The 17,343-nt window shown below is 30.2% G+C and carries 16 protein-coding genes and 1 tRNA gene; 9 read left to right on the forward strand and 8 right to left on the reverse strand.

Annotated features, from left to right (window positions below; translation table 4 throughout):
• The first annotated feature begins 5 nt into the window (after positions 1-5).
• From ychF to ACNQ13_RS00575, 7 genes are all read left to right on the forward strand, one after another.
• A complete protein-coding gene (gene ychF, locus ACNQ13_RS00545; RefSeq protein ID WP_416741541.1) occupies positions 6-1,106 on the forward strand; it encodes a redox-regulated ATPase YchF in 1,101 nt (366 codons plus the stop codon).
• A 34-nt stretch (positions 1,107-1,140) separates the two neighbouring features.
• On the forward strand, positions 1,141-1,695 hold the full coding sequence (locus ACNQ13_RS00550; RefSeq protein ID WP_418033858.1) for a hypothetical protein: 555 nt from the start codon (positions 1,141-1,143) through the stop codon (positions 1,693-1,695).
• Positions 1,696-1,777: 82 nt separating this feature from the next.
• Positions 1,778-3,532, forward strand: a complete 1,755-nt coding sequence (locus ACNQ13_RS00555; protein WP_418035404.1) for a hypothetical protein — start codon at positions 1,778-1,780, stop codon at positions 3,530-3,532.
• Positions 3,533-3,712: 180 nt separating this feature from the next.
• Positions 3,713-3,786 (forward strand) — tRNA-Trp (locus ACNQ13_RS00560).
• An 80-nt stretch (positions 3,787-3,866) separates the two neighbouring features.
• Positions 3,867-4,793 (forward strand): SPFH domain-containing protein, encoded by a 927-nt coding sequence (locus ACNQ13_RS00565; protein WP_416741544.1) that lies wholly within the window; start codon positions 3,867-3,869, stop codon positions 4,791-4,793.
• Between the two features lie 69 nt (positions 4,794-4,862).
• Positions 4,863-5,291: a hypothetical protein gene (locus ACNQ13_RS00570; protein ID WP_418024167.1), complete on the forward strand. Its 429-nt coding sequence runs from the start codon at positions 4,863-4,865 to the stop codon at positions 5,289-5,291.
• Between the two features lie 9 nt (positions 5,292-5,300).
• The gene (locus ACNQ13_RS00575) at positions 5,301-5,861 is read left to right on the forward strand and encodes a hypothetical protein (protein ID WP_418027845.1); all 561 of its coding nucleotides are present in this window, start codon (positions 5,301-5,303) and stop codon (positions 5,859-5,861) included.
• Between the two features lie 63 nt (positions 5,862-5,924).
• On the opposite strand, the gene ACNQ13_RS00580 is transcribed toward ACNQ13_RS00575, so the two are convergent.
• From ACNQ13_RS00580 to ACNQ13_RS00600, 5 genes are read right to left on the reverse strand one after another with little or no spacing between them, the layout of a single operon-like run.
• Entirely contained in the window at positions 5,925-8,861 is a 2,937-nt protein-coding gene (locus tag ACNQ13_RS00580) for an SMC hinge domain-related protein (RefSeq protein ID WP_416741547.1), read from the reverse strand.
• Between the two features lie 11 nt (positions 8,862-8,872).
• The gene (gene rnc, locus ACNQ13_RS00585; protein WP_418027843.1) at positions 8,873-9,580 is read right to left on the reverse strand and encodes a ribonuclease III; all 708 of its coding nucleotides are present in this window, start codon (positions 9,578-9,580) and stop codon (positions 8,873-8,875) included.
• Complete coding sequence (plsX, locus tag ACNQ13_RS00590; RefSeq protein ID WP_418035406.1) at positions 9,567-10,571, reverse strand: phosphate acyltransferase PlsX; 1,005 nt, start codon at positions 10,569-10,571, stop codon at positions 9,567-9,569. The genes rnc and plsX overlap by 14 nt, the downstream gene beginning before the upstream one ends.
• Positions 10,571-12,211 (reverse strand): fatty acid kinase ATP-binding subunit FakA, encoded by a 1,641-nt coding sequence (locus tag ACNQ13_RS00595; RefSeq protein ID WP_418018701.1) that lies wholly within the window; start codon positions 12,209-12,211, stop codon positions 10,571-10,573. The genes plsX and ACNQ13_RS00595 overlap by 1 nt, the downstream gene beginning before the upstream one ends.
• Positions 12,201-12,524 (reverse strand): hypothetical protein, encoded by a 324-nt coding sequence (locus ACNQ13_RS00600; protein WP_418035408.1) that lies wholly within the window; start codon positions 12,522-12,524, stop codon positions 12,201-12,203. The genes ACNQ13_RS00595 and ACNQ13_RS00600 overlap by 11 nt, the downstream gene beginning before the upstream one ends.
• 137 nt (positions 12,525-12,661) lie before the next feature.
• Between ACNQ13_RS00600 and recO the strand changes: the two genes are divergently transcribed.
• Both recO and ACNQ13_RS00610 read left to right on the forward strand, forming a co-directional pair.
• Positions 12,662-13,342 (forward strand): DNA repair protein RecO, encoded by a 681-nt coding sequence (gene recO / locus ACNQ13_RS00605; RefSeq protein ID WP_418035409.1) that lies wholly within the window; start codon positions 12,662-12,664, stop codon positions 13,340-13,342.
• Positions 13,343-13,770: 428 nt separating this feature from the next.
• The gene (locus ACNQ13_RS00610; protein ID WP_418035411.1) at positions 13,771-14,133 is read left to right on the forward strand and encodes a hypothetical protein; all 363 of its coding nucleotides are present in this window, start codon (positions 13,771-13,773) and stop codon (positions 14,131-14,133) included.
• A 217-nt stretch (positions 14,134-14,350) separates the two neighbouring features.
• Here the strand turns inward: ACNQ13_RS00610 and rsmA are convergent, their stop codons facing one another.
• The 3 genes from rsmA to mnmE are packed head-to-tail and all read right to left on the reverse strand — an operon-like array spanning position 14,351 to position 17,295.
• The gene (gene rsmA / locus ACNQ13_RS00615) at positions 14,351-15,136 is read right to left on the reverse strand and encodes a 16S rRNA (adenine(1518)-N(6)/adenine(1519)-N(6))-dimethyltransferase RsmA (protein ID WP_418035412.1); all 786 of its coding nucleotides are present in this window, start codon (positions 15,134-15,136) and stop codon (positions 14,351-14,353) included.
• Positions 15,126-15,935: a TatD family hydrolase gene (locus ACNQ13_RS00620; RefSeq protein WP_418035414.1), complete on the reverse strand. Its 810-nt coding sequence runs from the start codon at positions 15,933-15,935 to the stop codon at positions 15,126-15,128. Before ACNQ13_RS00620 ends, rsmA begins: the two co-directional genes overlap by 11 nt.
• 1 nt (position 15,936) lies before the next feature.
• Positions 15,937-17,295 carry a tRNA uridine-5-carboxymethylaminomethyl(34) synthesis GTPase MnmE gene (gene mnmE, locus ACNQ13_RS00625; protein ID WP_416741556.1) on the reverse strand — a complete coding sequence of 453 codons (1,359 nt, stop codon included), beginning with the start codon at positions 17,293-17,295 and terminating at the stop codon, positions 15,937-15,939.
• Positions 17,296-17,343: the final 48 nt, after the last annotated feature.

The following is a 17,343-nucleotide window of genomic DNA, read 5'->3' on the forward strand; positions in this document are numbered from 1 at the left end:
TAATTATGTCATTAAAAGCCGGAATTGTCGGGTTACCAAATGTTGGTAAAAGTACATTGTTTAGTGCCATCACTAAAAAGCAAGTTGAAGCATCAAACTATGCCTTCACAACCATTGAGCCTAATATTTCTTCAGTCCCATTAATCGATCCTCGTTTAGTCGAAATTGCCAAAATTGTAAATCCAGATAAAATTGTTTGAGCGACTTTTGATTTTGTTGATATTGCTGGACTTGTGCAAGGAGCTTCAAAAGGTGAAGGACTTGGTAATAAGTTTTTAGCCAACATCCGTGAAGTAGATGCAATTATTCACGTTGTTAGATGTTTTGAAGATAAAAATATAATGCACGTAGCTAATTCAGTTGATCCAGTGCGTGATAAAGATGTTATTAATTTTGAATTAATGCTTGCTGATTTAGAAACAATTAATAATGTAATTAATCGTGTAACTAAAAAAGCTAAATCAGGTGATAAGGATGGAATCATTGAATTTAATGCAGCAAGTAAAATTAAAGAAGCTTTAGAAAACAATATCCCAGCTCGTGATGTTGAATTAGATGAAAATGAAGCTAAATTTATTAAAGGTTATCATTTATTAACTTTTAAACCTATTATTTATGTAGCTAACTTAAGCAATGATCAATTTGCAAATTATGCTAATGATAAGAACTTTGCTGCGCTACAAGCTTCATTAAAGCCAGGTGAAAAATTACTTCCAATTTGTGTACAACTAGAATCTGAACTAATTGCTGTTGAAGATGAAAATGAAAAGATGGAATTACTAGCAATGTATGGAATTGAAGTTAGTGGACTTGACATCTTAACTCGTCAAGCTTTTGATTTATTAAATTTAGAAACTTACTTTACTGCCGGAAAAGTTGAAGCTAGAGCTTGAGTATACCACAAAGGTTGACTTGCGCCTCAATGTGCTGGAGTTATTCATAGTGACTTTGAGAAGAAATTTATCAAGGCAGATGTTATTTCATATGAAGATTTTATTTCTTATGGAGGTGAAGCTGGAGCTAAAAATGCTGGCAAATTACGCTCTGAAGGTAAAAACTATGTAATGAAAGATGGTGATATTTGCCACTTTAAATTTGGAAAATAAGTTAAATATAAAAATTAAAGGATAATAAGGATAAATGAAGAAACTTTTTATAACTTTAGGTTCACTTACTACATCATTATTGACCTTTAGTGTCATTGCTTGTAAACAAGTTGAACAACAAAACGAAATCAAATCTCATAAAAGCATAGAAGAAATCGCTAATAAAAAAGAACTAAGAGAAAGACTTGAACAAAATTTTAACGACATAATGGATAAGTATAATAATGATCTTTATGACAAAATTAAATTAAATCAAGCAGTTTCTCAAAATGACTTTGAGTTTTTAAAAAATCAACTTGAAATTTTTAACAAACTCATGCAAAGTTCCTTTCTCAACGAAGAAGAAAAGAATTTAGATTTTTCTGATGAAGTCTCATACTTATTATTTGCAAATGATATGACTAATGAAGAGCTGGGAGAAATGAGTCAAGATAATCCTGAAGCTGAGTATTATTTACCAAGGGATATTGTTGTGAATCAATGAGTTCAAGACATTCTTTCTAATAAAAGAACTTTTGTAACTAGATTTCAATGAGCTGTTATTGGTAACTTTGTTGGTGAGGTTATAGCAGATATTTTAATTGATTAGGAAGTTTAAAATATTTACTTCAATATTTATAAAGTTAGCTTTTTGCTAATTTTTATTTTTAAAATTAAGATAAAATATAGAAATGAAAATTAAACTAAAACACTTAATCAAATGCTCAGTAGGGGTATTGTCTGCAATTCCAATTGCAGCTGGAATTAGTTGCAAAAATAGTTATGATGAAAAATTAGATGATAGTGATAAAGACCAAATTGTGAAAACTGATCACAAATTAAAATATAAAGCATTTATTAATGATATAGTTGATTCAGCACAAAATCCTTACCCATCTATTTTTATAGGGAGAAATGCTTCACAATATTTAATTTCAAGTTCTTACGCAATGCTTGGACAATTAGAAATTGCTCACAATCAAAAAGAAAATAATTTATATAATGATGTTATTTACATTATTGATACTGTTGTTAATGATTATCAAAAAACATTAAAAAATGAAGAGCAACGCTTTAATTATAATGTTGTATTAAATAAATATGGAGATAGCGCAATTAAAGATAAAAACAACACACTAAATGTAGAGCAAGGATCATTAAGAGTTATTAATAATTCTGCTATTTTTGAAAATAATAATTCAGCATATGAGTATTCAGTTTTTCCGAGAAGCAAAGCAGAATTACTATCATATTTAGCTGGTTACTTGGATAAGGTGCAGCTTTTTGATTTTTACATTCCAGACATTAGTTTTATCGACTTAAGTTATGATACTATTGAATGAATGATTGCCCATGCTAATAAAATAGTTATTTTAAGTGATGGAAATGCCCAACCATATAAATTTATTCGTGATAACTATTTTCCATGAGTTGATAAACAATCTGCCGGCTATTCTCAAGAACAACTCTTAGAATTTTGAAATAGAACTCATGAAACACAAAGATTGCAAATAGACTATCATTATTTTTATACACTGAAGGATAAATTTAAAATTTATAATTCAGTAAGTGATTATGCAAAATATTTTAATAAGCTATTTGAGAAAAACAACAAAGAATGAGCACAATTAGAAATCAATGATTACCCTTTAAGTTTTAGTACCTTGACTCAAGAACTAAGCCCATATATAAATAAGGAAGAATTTTTAAATACCTATTTACAATTAGTCAATTTAAATAACAAAACTGTCTTAGATTTAGTAACAAAAGGTAAAGAAAATTATGACCCTAAAAAGAAAAATCTTGTCTTTATTGGATCATCACTATTTAGATATGAGGGTGATTTCTTACCATTAACAGTAGACTTACCTAAAACATTAGAATTTAAGTCATATATTAATAAAATTTTTGAGCTATATCCTCCTGAAAAATATAACTACTTTTACAAATTACACCCAGTTTTTAAAAAGCAACAAGCTGACGAATTTGTTAAAGTTTTAACTCAAGAAAGAGATAAAAGCGCAATTATTTTAGATTCCTCAATTTCATGAGAAAATATGCTTGCTTTAGACTTTGCTCAAATAAAAAATGGAAGAAGTATTTTCTTTGACAAAGATTCTTTTGTTAAAGACGAAAATGTAAAAACCAAATTATTTGGTATTCAAGCTTCTACTACCACATTGTTAACAACCATTGCAATGTTAAGAGAATATTTTAACATCGATCTACAACAAGCTTTATTATTTGTTGATCCTAATAATTTCCCATTGCCAGGAACCTTTAACATCGTTGATAGAAATACCACTTATAATAATAAAGAGACTGGATATAATGCTAACTTGAATGAGCTAGAAAAGATATATCGCTTTTTCATTTATTCAGGTGATTTTCCTGAATTAAGTAACTTTAAGCCTATGAGCGAGTTTCTAAACTCTTTAAATAAATAATGCATAAAAAATATAATCAGTAGCTATAAAAAATTTGATAACATTTAAATGTAAAGAGATTTCATTCATATCTTTATAGGAATTAGTCACTGGCTAATTCTTTTTATTTTTTTAATTACCAAAAATATGCTTTTTTTCTCAAGAAAAAGAAAATTTGGTATTATTAATAAGTAACAAATTGGAGGTTTAGTATAATGGCAATATAGTGGTCTCCAAAACCGATGATAAGGGTTCGATTCCTTTAACCTCCGCCATATGAAAGAAATTAGCGAATAGCTAATTTTTTTGTTAAATTTAGTAGAATTAAATTATACGAATATATAAGGAGACATATATGACAACAGGTGCTATTATTGGAACAGTATTTGGTTCAATCTTTGGCTTAATCTTTTTAATTATTTTAATTATTGCATTAGTTAAGTCGATTGTTATTGTTCAAGAAACTAATTTCGTAATTGTTCAAAGACTTGGAAAATACCACAGAACTTTAGGAAAAGGACTTCACTTTATTATTCCATTCCTAGATCGTAAGGCTTTTGTTGAAAACTTCAAAGAAAAAGTAATGGATTTTCCTGCTCAAAGTGTTATCACAAAGGATAATGCTACAATCAAGGTAGATACAGTTATTTACCTCAAAATAGTAGATGCAGAGTTATTTGCTTATGGTGCTGAAAGACCTTGATTAGCTATTGAAAATTTAACAGCTACAACTTTACGTAATTTAATTGGTGAAATTGAATTAGACGAATCTCTTACATCAAGGGAAATTATTAATGCTAAACTTACAAAAATTCTAGATGCAGCTAGTGATCCATGAGGAATTAAAGTAAATCGGATTGAAATTCAAAATATTATTCCTCCTCGTGAAGTGCAAGAAGCTATGATTAGACAAATGCAAGCTGAAAGAGATAAACGTGCTAACATTCTTGAAGCTGAAGGAATTAGACAAAGTTTAATTCTTAAAGCACAAGGTGAAAAAGAAAGCACAATTCTAAATGCTGAAGCTGAAAGACAACAAAAGATTTTACAAGCTGAAGCTGAAAAACAAAAACGTATTCTAGAAGCTCAAGGTGAAAAAGAAGCTATTGAATTGATTAATTCAGCCGGAATTAATGAAGCCTTTTTAAAACTTAAATCAATTCAAGAATGAAGTGAAATTGCCAATGGGCAAGCTACAAAAATCATTTTACCACCAAATCTAGCTGATGTTGCTAGTGTAGTTGCAGCAGGTGCTGAAATCTTTAAAAGTGATAAAAAATAGGATATTTTTAAGTATCAGTTCGCTGATACTTTTTTTATCTAAAAGTATAATTAAGATATAAGGATAATTATGTTTTCAAATCGCAATAGTAACTTTACTTATTTATGTTTTAATCAAAGACCAGTGCTAAATAAACAAGACCTTTTAGCCTTGCTACAAGAGTTAAAAGTATCTCATGGTCTGACATTATTTAATGGCCCAGCTAAAAAGAAATTAAAGCATGGCTATTTAGTAAATATTAAGACTTTGTATAAGGCACACTTTGATCCAAATATAATTTCACTACAATCTGCCCTACTAGACGATATTGTAGCTGCAATTGATAAATTTCAAGGACATATTGGATTTTGATATAATTATTCTAAATCATGCTTATATGTTGATCAAGTAAAATTGATTTACTTTAAGTTTATGGCTAAAATGATTGCTTTTAAGCATCATCAATTATCCATTTATGATTTAAAAAACAAGACAGAAATACAAATAAAACAAAAATAAAGGATGTTTATGAAATTAAAATTTACACTTATTCCATTACTTTCAGCAAGTGCAATTTTACCTTTAGTTGCAGCTCAATGTACACAGCAAAAAGAAGAAACTAAACCTAAAAATCCTACACCACAGCCATCAACAAATCCCGAAAATTCAACTAGCGGGAATGGAAATCAAATTACTCCAGGGACAAATAACAACACTGAAAAAGAAAAGCATAATACAGAAGCAAATACTAGCTTACTTGCTACAGTAGTAGCTAACTTAAAAAAGGTTACAAATGTATCAGTTCCGATGGTTACTATAGTTCAAGCTTTAAGAGATAACTTAAAGCAAATGGAAGAAGTTGCAAAAGCTAAATTTCCTAATGAAGATGATTATCCATACTTTATTACAGAGTTCTTAGACCTTGCTCAAAATCTCACAACCAACTATAGTGAACAAGACTTAGACGATTCAATTCCTAGATATCCAATACACGGATCTCATGGAAGAACAATTACTAAACAACAATTAGTGGATAAAATTTTAAAATATGTAAGCTTAGTAACTTCTAATGAAAGCGAAACTGAATAATACCTCTTGTAGGTATTTTTTATTTGCAATAAAAAATATCCCTATGGTATAGGGATATAAGTATTATTGGTTATTTGAATCTTGATCTACATATTTGGCTGCATCTTTTAATTGCACGCTAAAGAAGTTTGTAACTCCACGAGTTTGCATTGTTGCAGCAAATAATGAGTCAACTCTTGACATTGTTCCAGTTCTATGTGTAATAACAATGAATTGAGTTTGTTTTTTAAGTTCTTGTAAGTATTCAGCATATCTAATAACATTAGCTTCATCAAGAGCAGCTTCAACTTCATCAAGAATACATAATGGAAGTGGTCTTGCTCTTAAGATAGCAAATAGTAATGAGATTGCAATTAAAGCTTTTTCACCACCTGAAAATAGTCTTAAATTCTTAATGCTTTTTCCTGGAGGTTGAGCAAAGATAGAAATTCCTGATTCTAAAATATTGTTAGGATCAATAAATCTCACTTCAGCACTTCCTCCACCGAACATTGATTTGAATACTGCATTGAATTCATTGTTAACATCATTTACTACACTAGTTAATCTTGTAACAATAATTTTGTCAAGTTCAGAAATGGCTTCCATTAAGATGTTTCTAGTTGAAACTAATTCATCTCTGTCAGCTACATATCTGTCATAACGTTCTTCAACACTTTCAAGTTGTTCAATAGCTTCTAGGTTAACTGCACCAAGTTCAGAGATTTGTTCTCTTAATTCAGCAACTAGTTCTCTAGCTTTATCAACTGGAATTTCTAGCTTGTAGTTAGCTTCAGCATATTCGACTGTATATGAATATTGGCTTGCTAGTCTTTCACGATAGTTCTTCAAGTTGAGTTCAGAATTCTTGTAAATTGTAATTTTATTAGTGAAAGTATTATTTAACTCATTTAATGTAGTTTGAGTTTGATCTAAAGCTTCACTTAAATGTAATAATTCAGCATCAAGAGTTTCAAGGAATTGATTCTTGATTGTTAAATCATTCTTTACAATTGTGTATTCTTTATATAAATCGTTTCTTTCCCCAATCAGAACTGATGGAGCAACCTCATCACGATTTACTTCGATAAGGTCTGTTTTTGACTTGAATTCATCAAGTTCTCTTTCCATTTGACCTATTAATAAGTTTTCTTGTCTTGCTTCAAAAATATATTCATTTAAAGCTGTATTAACACGAGTAATTTCAGCATTGTGCTTTTCAATTAAAGCTTCATTATTAGCAATAATATTATTTAATGAAGGAAGTAATTGTTGTAATTGAGCGATTTTTTCATCAAGTCCAATGATGTTATCGCTTTCTTGAGCAGTTCCACCAACAATAACACCTCCAACACGAATAATATCACCATCTAGGGTAACTACCATATATTTACGTTCTAAAATATTTGAAATTTGGTTAGCACTTTCAATATCTTGAACAATTACAACGTTACCTAGTAAGAATTTAGCTAATACATCATATTGAGGATCATATTCCACTAAATCAGAGGCAACTCCAATGTAACCTGCATGGTTAGATGCGACTAATAAATAGTCATCACGTACAAATTTTTCTTTAATAGATGTTAAAGGAATAAAGGTTGCTCTACCACCATTATTTTTCTTAAGGAATTCAACTGCTTTAACAGCTGTATTAGGCATATCAACCACAATATGTTGTGAAGCACTGGCTAAAATAGCTTCAATTGCTGCTGTGTAATCAGGTTGAACTTTAATTAAGTCTCTAACTAGTCCTTTGTATCCTCTAAAGTTTGAGGCATTATCTACGATAGTTCTAGTTCCCTTAAATAAGTTGGTTTTCTTGTTTTTGGTTTCCAGTAAGATTTGTAAATTAGTATTTACTTGAGTATGTTTTGTTTTAGCATTGTTTAAATCTACTTGTAAAGTATTAACTTTACTTGAAAGTTCTCTAACTTTATTTTGATGGTCTTGAACTTTTTCATTTAAGTTTTTAGCACTATCTCTGTGGTATTTTAGATTTTGTTCGAGTTCAATAATTTTAAGTGCATAAGCTTTTGCAGTTTCTTCATTACCAACTGATAATTCACCACTAGCAATTAATTCCATACGAGCATTTTGCTTTGCAATAGTGATTTCAATGTTTTCAAGTCTGCTTTTAATTCCACTTTGCTTTCCAGTTAAAGAGGCAATTTCTTTGCTTAACTCATTCTTTTCAATTCTTTTTTCGCCAATTTGACGTTGATATTTTGCAATTTGACTTAAGTATGATTCTCTAGTTTCTTCAACTCCAGCTAATTCTTTAGATAATGTTTCATAAGTTTTTTCATTAGATCTAATTTCATGAGCTAAGTATGCTACTTCTACTTTCTTAAGTTCACGACTTTTATCTCTATAAATTAAAGCTTTTTCTGCTTGTTTTCTTAATGGTACTAATTGTTTTTCTAATTCATTAATAGTTGGCTCAATTTTTCCAATAGAAGCATCAGCACTTTGAAGTAATCTTAAAGATTCAGTTTTCTTGAATTTGAATTTTGAAACTCCAGCAGCCTCTTCAAAGATTGCTCTACGTTCTTCATCTGAAGATTCAGCAATATCTGAAACTGTACCTTGAGAAATAATGGCTAATGAACTTTTTCCAATTCCAGTTTCCATTGCAATAGATTTAATATCCTTGAAACGACAAGGCTTACCATTTAAATAGTAATTATTAATTCCTTTACCACGGAAAAGTTCACGAGTGATAACAACAGTATCATCATCAATTGAGTTGTCTGAATCTTTGTTATCAAAAGTTAAAGTTACCCGAGCAAAGTCCATTGGTTTAGCAGTTTTAGATCCAGCAAAGATTAAATCTTGCATCGAATCCCCACGCATCTCTTTAGAACTTTGTTCTCCTAATACTCATTTGATAGCATCATTAATGTTACTTTTTCCTGAACCATTAGGTCCAATAATTCCAGCAACACCACCATCAAAGCGTAAAACTACTGGTTCAGCAAATGATTTAAAACCATGAGCTTCGATTTTGATTAATTTCATATCAACTTCCTTTAAATAATTTCATCCTTTAATTTTGCTAATGCATCTAGCGCTGCATTAGTTTCAGCTTCTTTTTTGCTTATGCCTAAGCCCACACCATAAATTTGACCATCATGTATTGCTTGAGATTGAAATGATGGATGGTTAAATTCATCTGGCGGTGCAATTTGGACTGTATTATATGTAATGCTTTCTTTGCTAGTACTTTGAAAATATTCTTGTAATACACCCTTAGGATCTTTATTATCTTCATTATGTAATTCAATAATACGATCTTTTAAATAACGAAACACAAAATCAGCTGCGACTTTTAATCCTTGATCAATATATATAGCACCAACCATTGATTCAAAGATATCTGCTTGCACTTTAAAACTGCTAACTACTGATTCGCGCATTTTGCCAGGCCCGGTTTTTAAAATATCTAATAATCCAATTTCACGTGAAATATAAGAAAGATATTCAGTTCCAACTGTTTGAGCTCTCAAGCGAGATAAATCACCTTGTGTAAGGTTTGGGTAGGCTTTATACATAAAACTTGAAGTAAGTAGTTGTAAGACAGCATCTCCAAGATATTCCAGTCGTTCATAATTATTGCTGCCTTTACGGTTATAACTTGGATGTGTAGTTGCTAGAATATAAGGTTCATAAGAGTTTGGCACAATATTGTGCTCATTTAAAAACTGATCAAGTGAGGCAGATTTATTAATTCTCATCATTTTTCTCCTCATTAACAGAATCTTTTAGCTTTTCTAGCAAGTTAGCTTCAAGTGCTTGCTTCATATTATTTAAAGCATTATAGTAAGCTAGTGAATCACTACTTCCATGTGCCTTAAGTGCTAAGGCATTAACTCCAAGCACTCAAGCACTAGCAATTGAACGATAGTCTAACTTATTAGCTACTGCTTTAAATGCAGATTTAAGCAATAAAGCACCAATTTTTCTTAATAAGCTAGGTTTAATTTCTTGCTTAAGCATATGCTTGAAGCTAGAAATTGCACCTTCATAACTCTTGATCATAATGTTGCCGGCATAGCCATCACATAACACTACATCGCATTGACCTTTGAATAAAGATTTTGGTTCCATAAATCCTAGGTACTCGAAATCTAAAGCACCTTTTAGAATTTGATGTGCTTCTTGAGTTGTGCTATTTCCTTTGTAATCTTCAGTTCCAATATTAACTAAAGTTACTTGAGGACGAGTTACTTGTCACATAGCTTTGCAATAAGTTGCAGCTAGTGAAGCTCATTCTACTAAAAATTCTGTTTTAGTTTCTAAATTAGCACCAACATCTAAGATAACAAATTTACGATTATTACTTGCTGTAGCTATTGGCATAAAAGCAGGACGAGATACTCCAGGTAATCTTTTAGCCTTTAAAGTTAAAGTAGAAATATATGTCCCACTATCTCCACTAGATAAAATTGCATCAGCTTCCTTATTTAATACTAAGTTTAATGCTTGATTCATTGAGGTATCTTCTGACATTGATTTTCGGATGTTTCTTGGATCACTAGGCTTGTTAGCATTTTGAATTAGTTCCAAGTTAGCTGCATCATTTAAATCAATTACTTCTTTAATATCTCCAACTAGTTTCACTAGTACATCAGGGTTTTCACTAGCAAATCTTTGAGCGCCTAAAAAACATTCAAGGACACCTTTGTCATTTCCATTAGCATCAAAAGCAATTGTGTATTTATATTTCATTATTCGATTCCTATCAAGAATTGATATGTTGGTTGGTTACCTTCCACAATATCAACTTCGCAATCATATGTGGCATTAATATAGTTTGAAACTTCTTCAGCTTCACCTAAGTTACTTTCATCCCCATAGTAGATTGAAACTAATTCACTGCTTGGTTTAATACTGTTTTTTAAAATTGCTTTGACTGCTGCCATAACTGTTGTGTGTGCTGAAATAATCTTGCCATCAATAATTGCTAAATATGAGCCATTTTTGATTTTAACTCCATTTAAAGTAGTGTTTCTAATGGCTTTAGTTACTTCTCCAGTTACTACTGTGGCAATTGATTCTTCAATCATTTCAATGTTTTCTTCAGCAGATAAATCATGGTTGAAGTTTAACATTGCAGTAATTCCTTGCATTTGAGATTTAGTTGGCACCACAAGAACATTTTTATTATCAATAACTTGTGCAACTTGTTGCGCTACTAAAATAATGTTTGAGTTATTAGTTAGCACAAAAACTGTTTCAGCATTAACATTATTAATCGCATTGATTAAATCTTGAGCAGAAGGGTTTTGAGTTTGGCCACTTTCTACAATAAAGTCACAGCCTAATTCTTTCATCCGTTTAACAATTCCACTTCCAAGGTTACATGAAACAACTCCACATAATTTACGAGCTTCATTATTTTGAGCTTCTTGTTTCATCTTTTCAGCATTAGCTTTTGAATAGTTGGCTTGTAAAGTCATGTTTTCAGATTTAATCTTGATAAATTCACCATATTCTTGAGCTAGGTTTAATAATTTTCCTGGCTTAATAGCATGACCATGTACTTTTACTAAATTATCATCATTAACAACTACAAGTGAGTTGGCAATTTTTTCAAGACGTTTAGTAAAGCTTTCTTTATCAAATTTTTCAGGATTATCTAAGTCAATTAAAACTTCAGTACAATACCCAAATTCACCTTCATAAACTTCTGTTTCACTAATAAAGTTATTGATGTCATCATTTTGTTCTGAGATAGCTATAAAGCGATCATGTAACGCTTCATTAATTCCTCATAAAATTGTGTAAAGTCCTTCTCCACCACTATCTGTTACACCAACTTCTCTTAAGGTTTTTAGTTTATTTGGAGTTTCATCACAACTTTTACGCGCAAAAGCTAAAGCTTTATCAAAGAATTCAACATAAGAAACAGTTTTGCCTTCAAACTCTAATTTTAAGTTTTCGGTTGTTTCACGTATAACTGTTAGTATTGTTCCTTCTACTGGTTTAAAGACTGATTTATAAGCTCTTGCTGTTGCACCTTCAAAGGCTTGAATTAAGTCAGCAGTATTTAAGTTGCCTTTATCGGCTGTACCTAATGCAAACCCTTTAAATATTTGAGAAAGGATAACTCCTGAGTTCCCTCTTGCTTCATAAATCATGTCATGAGCCATATCGCTTAAAATTTTTGACACAGGTTCATTGGCATTTGCTTCAAGATTAGTTACTGTGGCTGCAATTGTAGAAGCCATATTTGTTCCTGTATCACCATCAGGAACTGGGAAAACATTTAAAGCATCAATTTTATTTTTGGCATTAACTAAGGCATTAGCTCCTGAAATTAAAGCATTCGATAAAACTACACCAGTTAAGATATTTTTATCCTGCATTGTTTACTCCTTTAATAATTACTGTTAGATTTAATAATTTCAATTTCTTCTTCTTTAAAGCAAAGTCAATTTGTTTAAATAATTGTGTCACAATAAATTTAGCTGAAACTCCATCTAAAATTGTAAAAGCTAACTGTAAGCTTAAACCAGTTGATGAAGTTGTGACATTAATTAACTCAAGTAAGAGTGTTTGACAATCATCTAACTCGTCACAAGGTTTATCTAAGTCAAGTGTAGGCTTATGTAACTTAACAATCCCTGGAACTGCAGATAACGAATCAATGCATAATTGTTTGATTTCTGAAATTTCCATATATTTTCTCCATTTTTAATTAGTATGTATATTTTACCTTATTTTTCAATATATACTATAGTATATATTTCAAGTTATTGCTGTCAAAAAAAGTGCTAAAAGTCTGCATTTTTATAGCAAAATAATATAATTTAGTCATGGTTAGCATAGAAAAAGCACTTGTTATGAATATTTCTGAATATGAAGATAATAAATTCTTAGTCACATTTTTTGGGGCTAGGGGTACTTTTGCACTTTATGCTCAAGGGCTAGATAAGCCTGGATCCAAAAATCGTAGCAACCTGATTTTGGGTTCAATTGTAGAGCTCGAGTACTTTAAGGCACGCTTTGATACTAAAGTGGGAAAACTAAAAAAAGCCACTCTAGTAAAGCTATTTGACATTAGTAATTTAGAAAATTCATTATTTCTTGCCAAGCTAACAAAAGTCTTTTCTTACATCAAAACCCAGAATCACATTTTTGCTGAATATGATCGATACTTCTATGACATAGGCAAATATGATAATCAAAAGATACTAACTTATTTTATTGCTCAACTGCTTGTGAATCAAGGATTTTGCAATTACTTTAATAAATGTAGAATTTGTGGAAGCACTAGAAATTTTATTTCTTTTGATGTGCAATATGGTGGCTTTATTTGTTACAAACATGAAGGTGAAGAGCCTTTAATGGATATTAAATTACTGCAATGTATTTGGTCTTCATTTCATAGTTTAAATTCTTACGTATTTCAAGCTACTGATTCAATTAATAAATACATTTTAAGTAACTATATAAACTTTTTACATCAGCAAGGTTTTTGAGCAATTTCTTATTAATCCGATATTAATTTTTTAAATATTGGATTTTTTAATTACAAATGTAATTTTTGCTATCAAGTTAGACTAGTAACCATATTTTTTTGCAAGCTTGTACCTTTTTTCTAGGTACTTAAAATAAGCATCCAAAATGTGGAAAATTTTCATATTTTATGGAATTTTCCACATAATAGCTATAAAAATAGGCTTGCATGGCTTTAATAGTATAATGATTATGTGGGAAACAATTCCCACAAAAAATATCTGTAAGGAGCAAAAGAAATTTCAACCTTACGGTTGTAAAGCTCAAGCTTTAAAAATTTCACATTTTTAATTTAATGAAATTAGATAGAAAAGATACTTGTTTAATATTTAAATCTTGTCTTATTGCTGTTGCATTTTTAATATTAATATTAATGTGCATTCCTGGACAAGTTTTAGTTACTGAAATGGTTAATGGACAGAAACCGATACATCATTTCTATAGCTTTAACACTGCATCAAGCACTAACTTTTCAGGGACTATTACAAGCACAATAATGTATAGCTGAATTATTTTCATTGCTATATTTCTGCTTGGAGACCTGCTTATAGGAAGACAAGTTAAAGTAGTTAAAATTACATTTTCTATAATTAAATATCTATTCATGATATTTATATTTGTTATTGATTGTTATATGTTAGCTTACTTATCAAGTGCCAGTGTTAAAGCTCTTGATCGTTTACCATTTGTAATCGGATCATTTATTATAATAGAATTGATTGCAATTAGCTGTCTAGACATCTTAACCTGACAAAAAATCATTAAGTAAAAAGAAGCGTGCCTAAATAGGCACGTTTTTTGATCTAAAAACCAATACCACTAGGATATAATGATATTAGTTTTTTAAATATACTTTAAGATTGTATTAATCTTATATTGTCATTCTTCACAGCTTATAGCTTTACCCATCTATATTCAGATCTAAACCTTGCACTAAATAATGATATTGCTTTACTATATCATAATGTTGAAATTAAAAAAGAAGCTTAAGCTTCCTTTGTAAGTAAGTTGTGTAATTTCACAATTTGATCAACTGTGAGTTGTTGAATACGAATATTATCATCATATCCCATAGCCATGTAGGCAGCTAAAATTTGTTCTTTAGGATACTTAGCACTTAGTGCATATGAGAGCTTTTTACGTCTATTTGCAAAACATAATTTGAAAAACTCTTTATGTTTATTTCAATCTTGAGAGCTAATTTCAGGTTTAAAAACTAAAGAAATAATTGCTGAATCTACCTTTGGCGCAGGCACAAAGCATCCTCTTGGAACGATGAATTCAATCTTACAATTTGCTAAATATTGGGCTGAAACTGATAATTTTGAATAGTCACTAGTATTAATTTTGGCACATATTCTTTGTGCCACTTCTTTTTGTACCATTAAAAGCACACCTTTAAATTTTTCTTTATGTTCAAAAACTTTAAAAAGAATATCAGTAGTTATATAGTAAGGAATATTAGCAATTAAGTAGCTTTCTTCAATCTTGCTTAAGTCACTTTGCAAGAAGTCTTGGTGTATTAAATTAAATTTAGGATCACTAATTTCCGCATTTAATACATCCACCATATCTTGGTCAATTTCATATGATGTAACACTTTTAGCACTAGGCAGTAGGGCTTTAGTTAAAGCTCCTCGTCCAGGACCAATTTCTAAAACATTTTCATTAGTAATTGGAAAAACATTGGCTATTTTATGAATAATGTTTTGATCTTGTAAGAAATTTTGACCAAATTCCTTTTTAGCGAATCTTGGTTGATTATTTTTCATCTTTTAGTCCAAATAAATTTCTTAAATTACGATTGATCCGATCAACAAATTTTTCAGTTCCAACTTGCTTAATTCCTGCCATATAATAAGCGACAAATAGCACTGTATTTGGTTCATTTAATTCACCTGTGTAAGGGTGAACTCTTAAATAAGGAGCATCAGTTTCAGTTAACATACGTTCCAAAGGTAGGTAATCAATAACATCTCTAGCTTGATCATTTGTGCCATAAGTTATTGATCCACTGAATGAAAAATATAAATTAGGAAATTGTTCAAACTTTTTAGCTCACTCTAATGTACCACTATATGTATGTAGCATGCATTTTGTATTAGGATACTTGCTTAATATATCAAAGGCATCTTGGTAAGCTAAATCACAATTATCTTTATCACGAATGTGAATCACAGCTGGTAAATTATATTTATTAGCTAAAATAATTTGATTAGTTAAAGAATCAATTTGATTTTGACGACTTGGAGCATCCTCATAGTAATAATCAAGTCCAATTTCGCCAATTCCAACTACATCTGGAGTCAATAATTCTTCCACTTGCTTATAGTCATTTCCATCAATTCCAGATTCAGGATGAATTCCAATAATTGGTTTGATAATGTCGTATTTTTTAGCTAGTTCAAGCACTTCTTTATTTTCTTCTGGATGTCCACCATTCACCATTAAAAAATCAATTCGATTATGATATGCTTGTTCTACTATCATATCAATGATATCTGGAGATTTATAGTAGTTAATGCTTATGTGATTATGAGCATCAACAAATTTATTACGTTTCTTTCCCATTTTACTTACCTAAACAGAAGTTACTAAACATAATATCTAATAAGTCTTCTCTGTTTACATTTCCTTTTATATTTTGTAGTGCGTCTCATGCAGCATATAAATCTACAATAATGACGTCAAATGTATAATATAGCTCTAAAGAAGCTTTAGCATTCTTTAAACATTCTAAAGCTTGCTTAATTAATGATAATTGTCTTGTATTAGAAAAAATTCTTTCATCAAAAATATCTATATTAGCAAAGTTAGATACTAAGGCTTGCTCTAAGGCAGAAATGTTATTTTCAAGAGCTGAAATCTTAACAAGTCCGGGCTCATTGTAACTATTATCTAAATCAATTTTATTAAGTACTTTGATATAGAATTTTCCAAGTTCCTTAGCACGAGCTTGGACTTGTAAGTCAAATTCATCCATCCCTTGCACAGTGTCAATAACGTGCACTACCAGGTCAGATTTTTCAATTTGTTCAAGTGATTTTTTAATTCCAATTTGCTCAATTTTTTCTTCAGTTTTTCTTAATCCAGCTGTATCAACTAGTTTAAATAACATATCGTTAATTTTATAAGTTGCTTCCACCAAATCACGAGTGGTACCAGCAATATCAGTTACGATAGCTTTATCTTCTGAAAGTAAGCTATTTAATATACTACTTTTACCAACATTTGGTTTTCCTAAAAAAGCAACTTTAACCCCTTCGAATACATAACGAGAATCTTCTGAAATCTTAACAATTTCAGAAAGTTTTTTAATTAAGTACTCTAGTTTGCTTAACATCACTCGATTGTCCATTTGTTCTACATCTTCATATTCAGGATAATCAATATTTACTTCACAAGTTCCAATTAATAGTGCTATTTCATTAAGAAATTCATCAATCATTGTTGATGTTTTTCCTTTGAACTTATTTACAGAAGCACTAGCTTGAGAACCTGTTTGTGCCATGATTAAATCATGAATTGCTTCAGCCTTCACAAGATCCATTTTGCCATTGAGAAAAGCTCTTCTAGTAAATTCTCCTCTTTCAGCTAATCTAGCCCCATTTTGTAATAAAAGTTCTAGCACTTTATTTGTTACTATAATTCCACCGTGGCAGTTAATTTCAATTAAAGGCTCTCCAACATAATTATTATATGTAACTGAACCATCAGGATTTGGTTTGCCTAAAAATCACATTACCAGAACTTCGTCTACTAATGTTTCACCATCATAAATGTGACCATAAGTAATATTATGATCACTTCCGATTCTTCCTTTATAAATTTTAGAAATAATTTCTTTTACATCAGGACCTGCTAATCTTACTATTGAAATAGGTTGATTAACATGTGAACCTGAACTAATTGCTGCTATATTATCATACATAGCTATATTTTATTAAATTAATCAATTTAGTTAAATATTTTATTTTGC

It is taken from the genome of Mycoplasma milvi (assembly GCF_048284715.1).
In the GTDB taxonomy this organism is placed as follows: domain Bacteria; phylum Bacillota_I; class Bacilli_A; order Mycoplasmatales; family Metamycoplasmataceae; genus Mycoplasmopsis.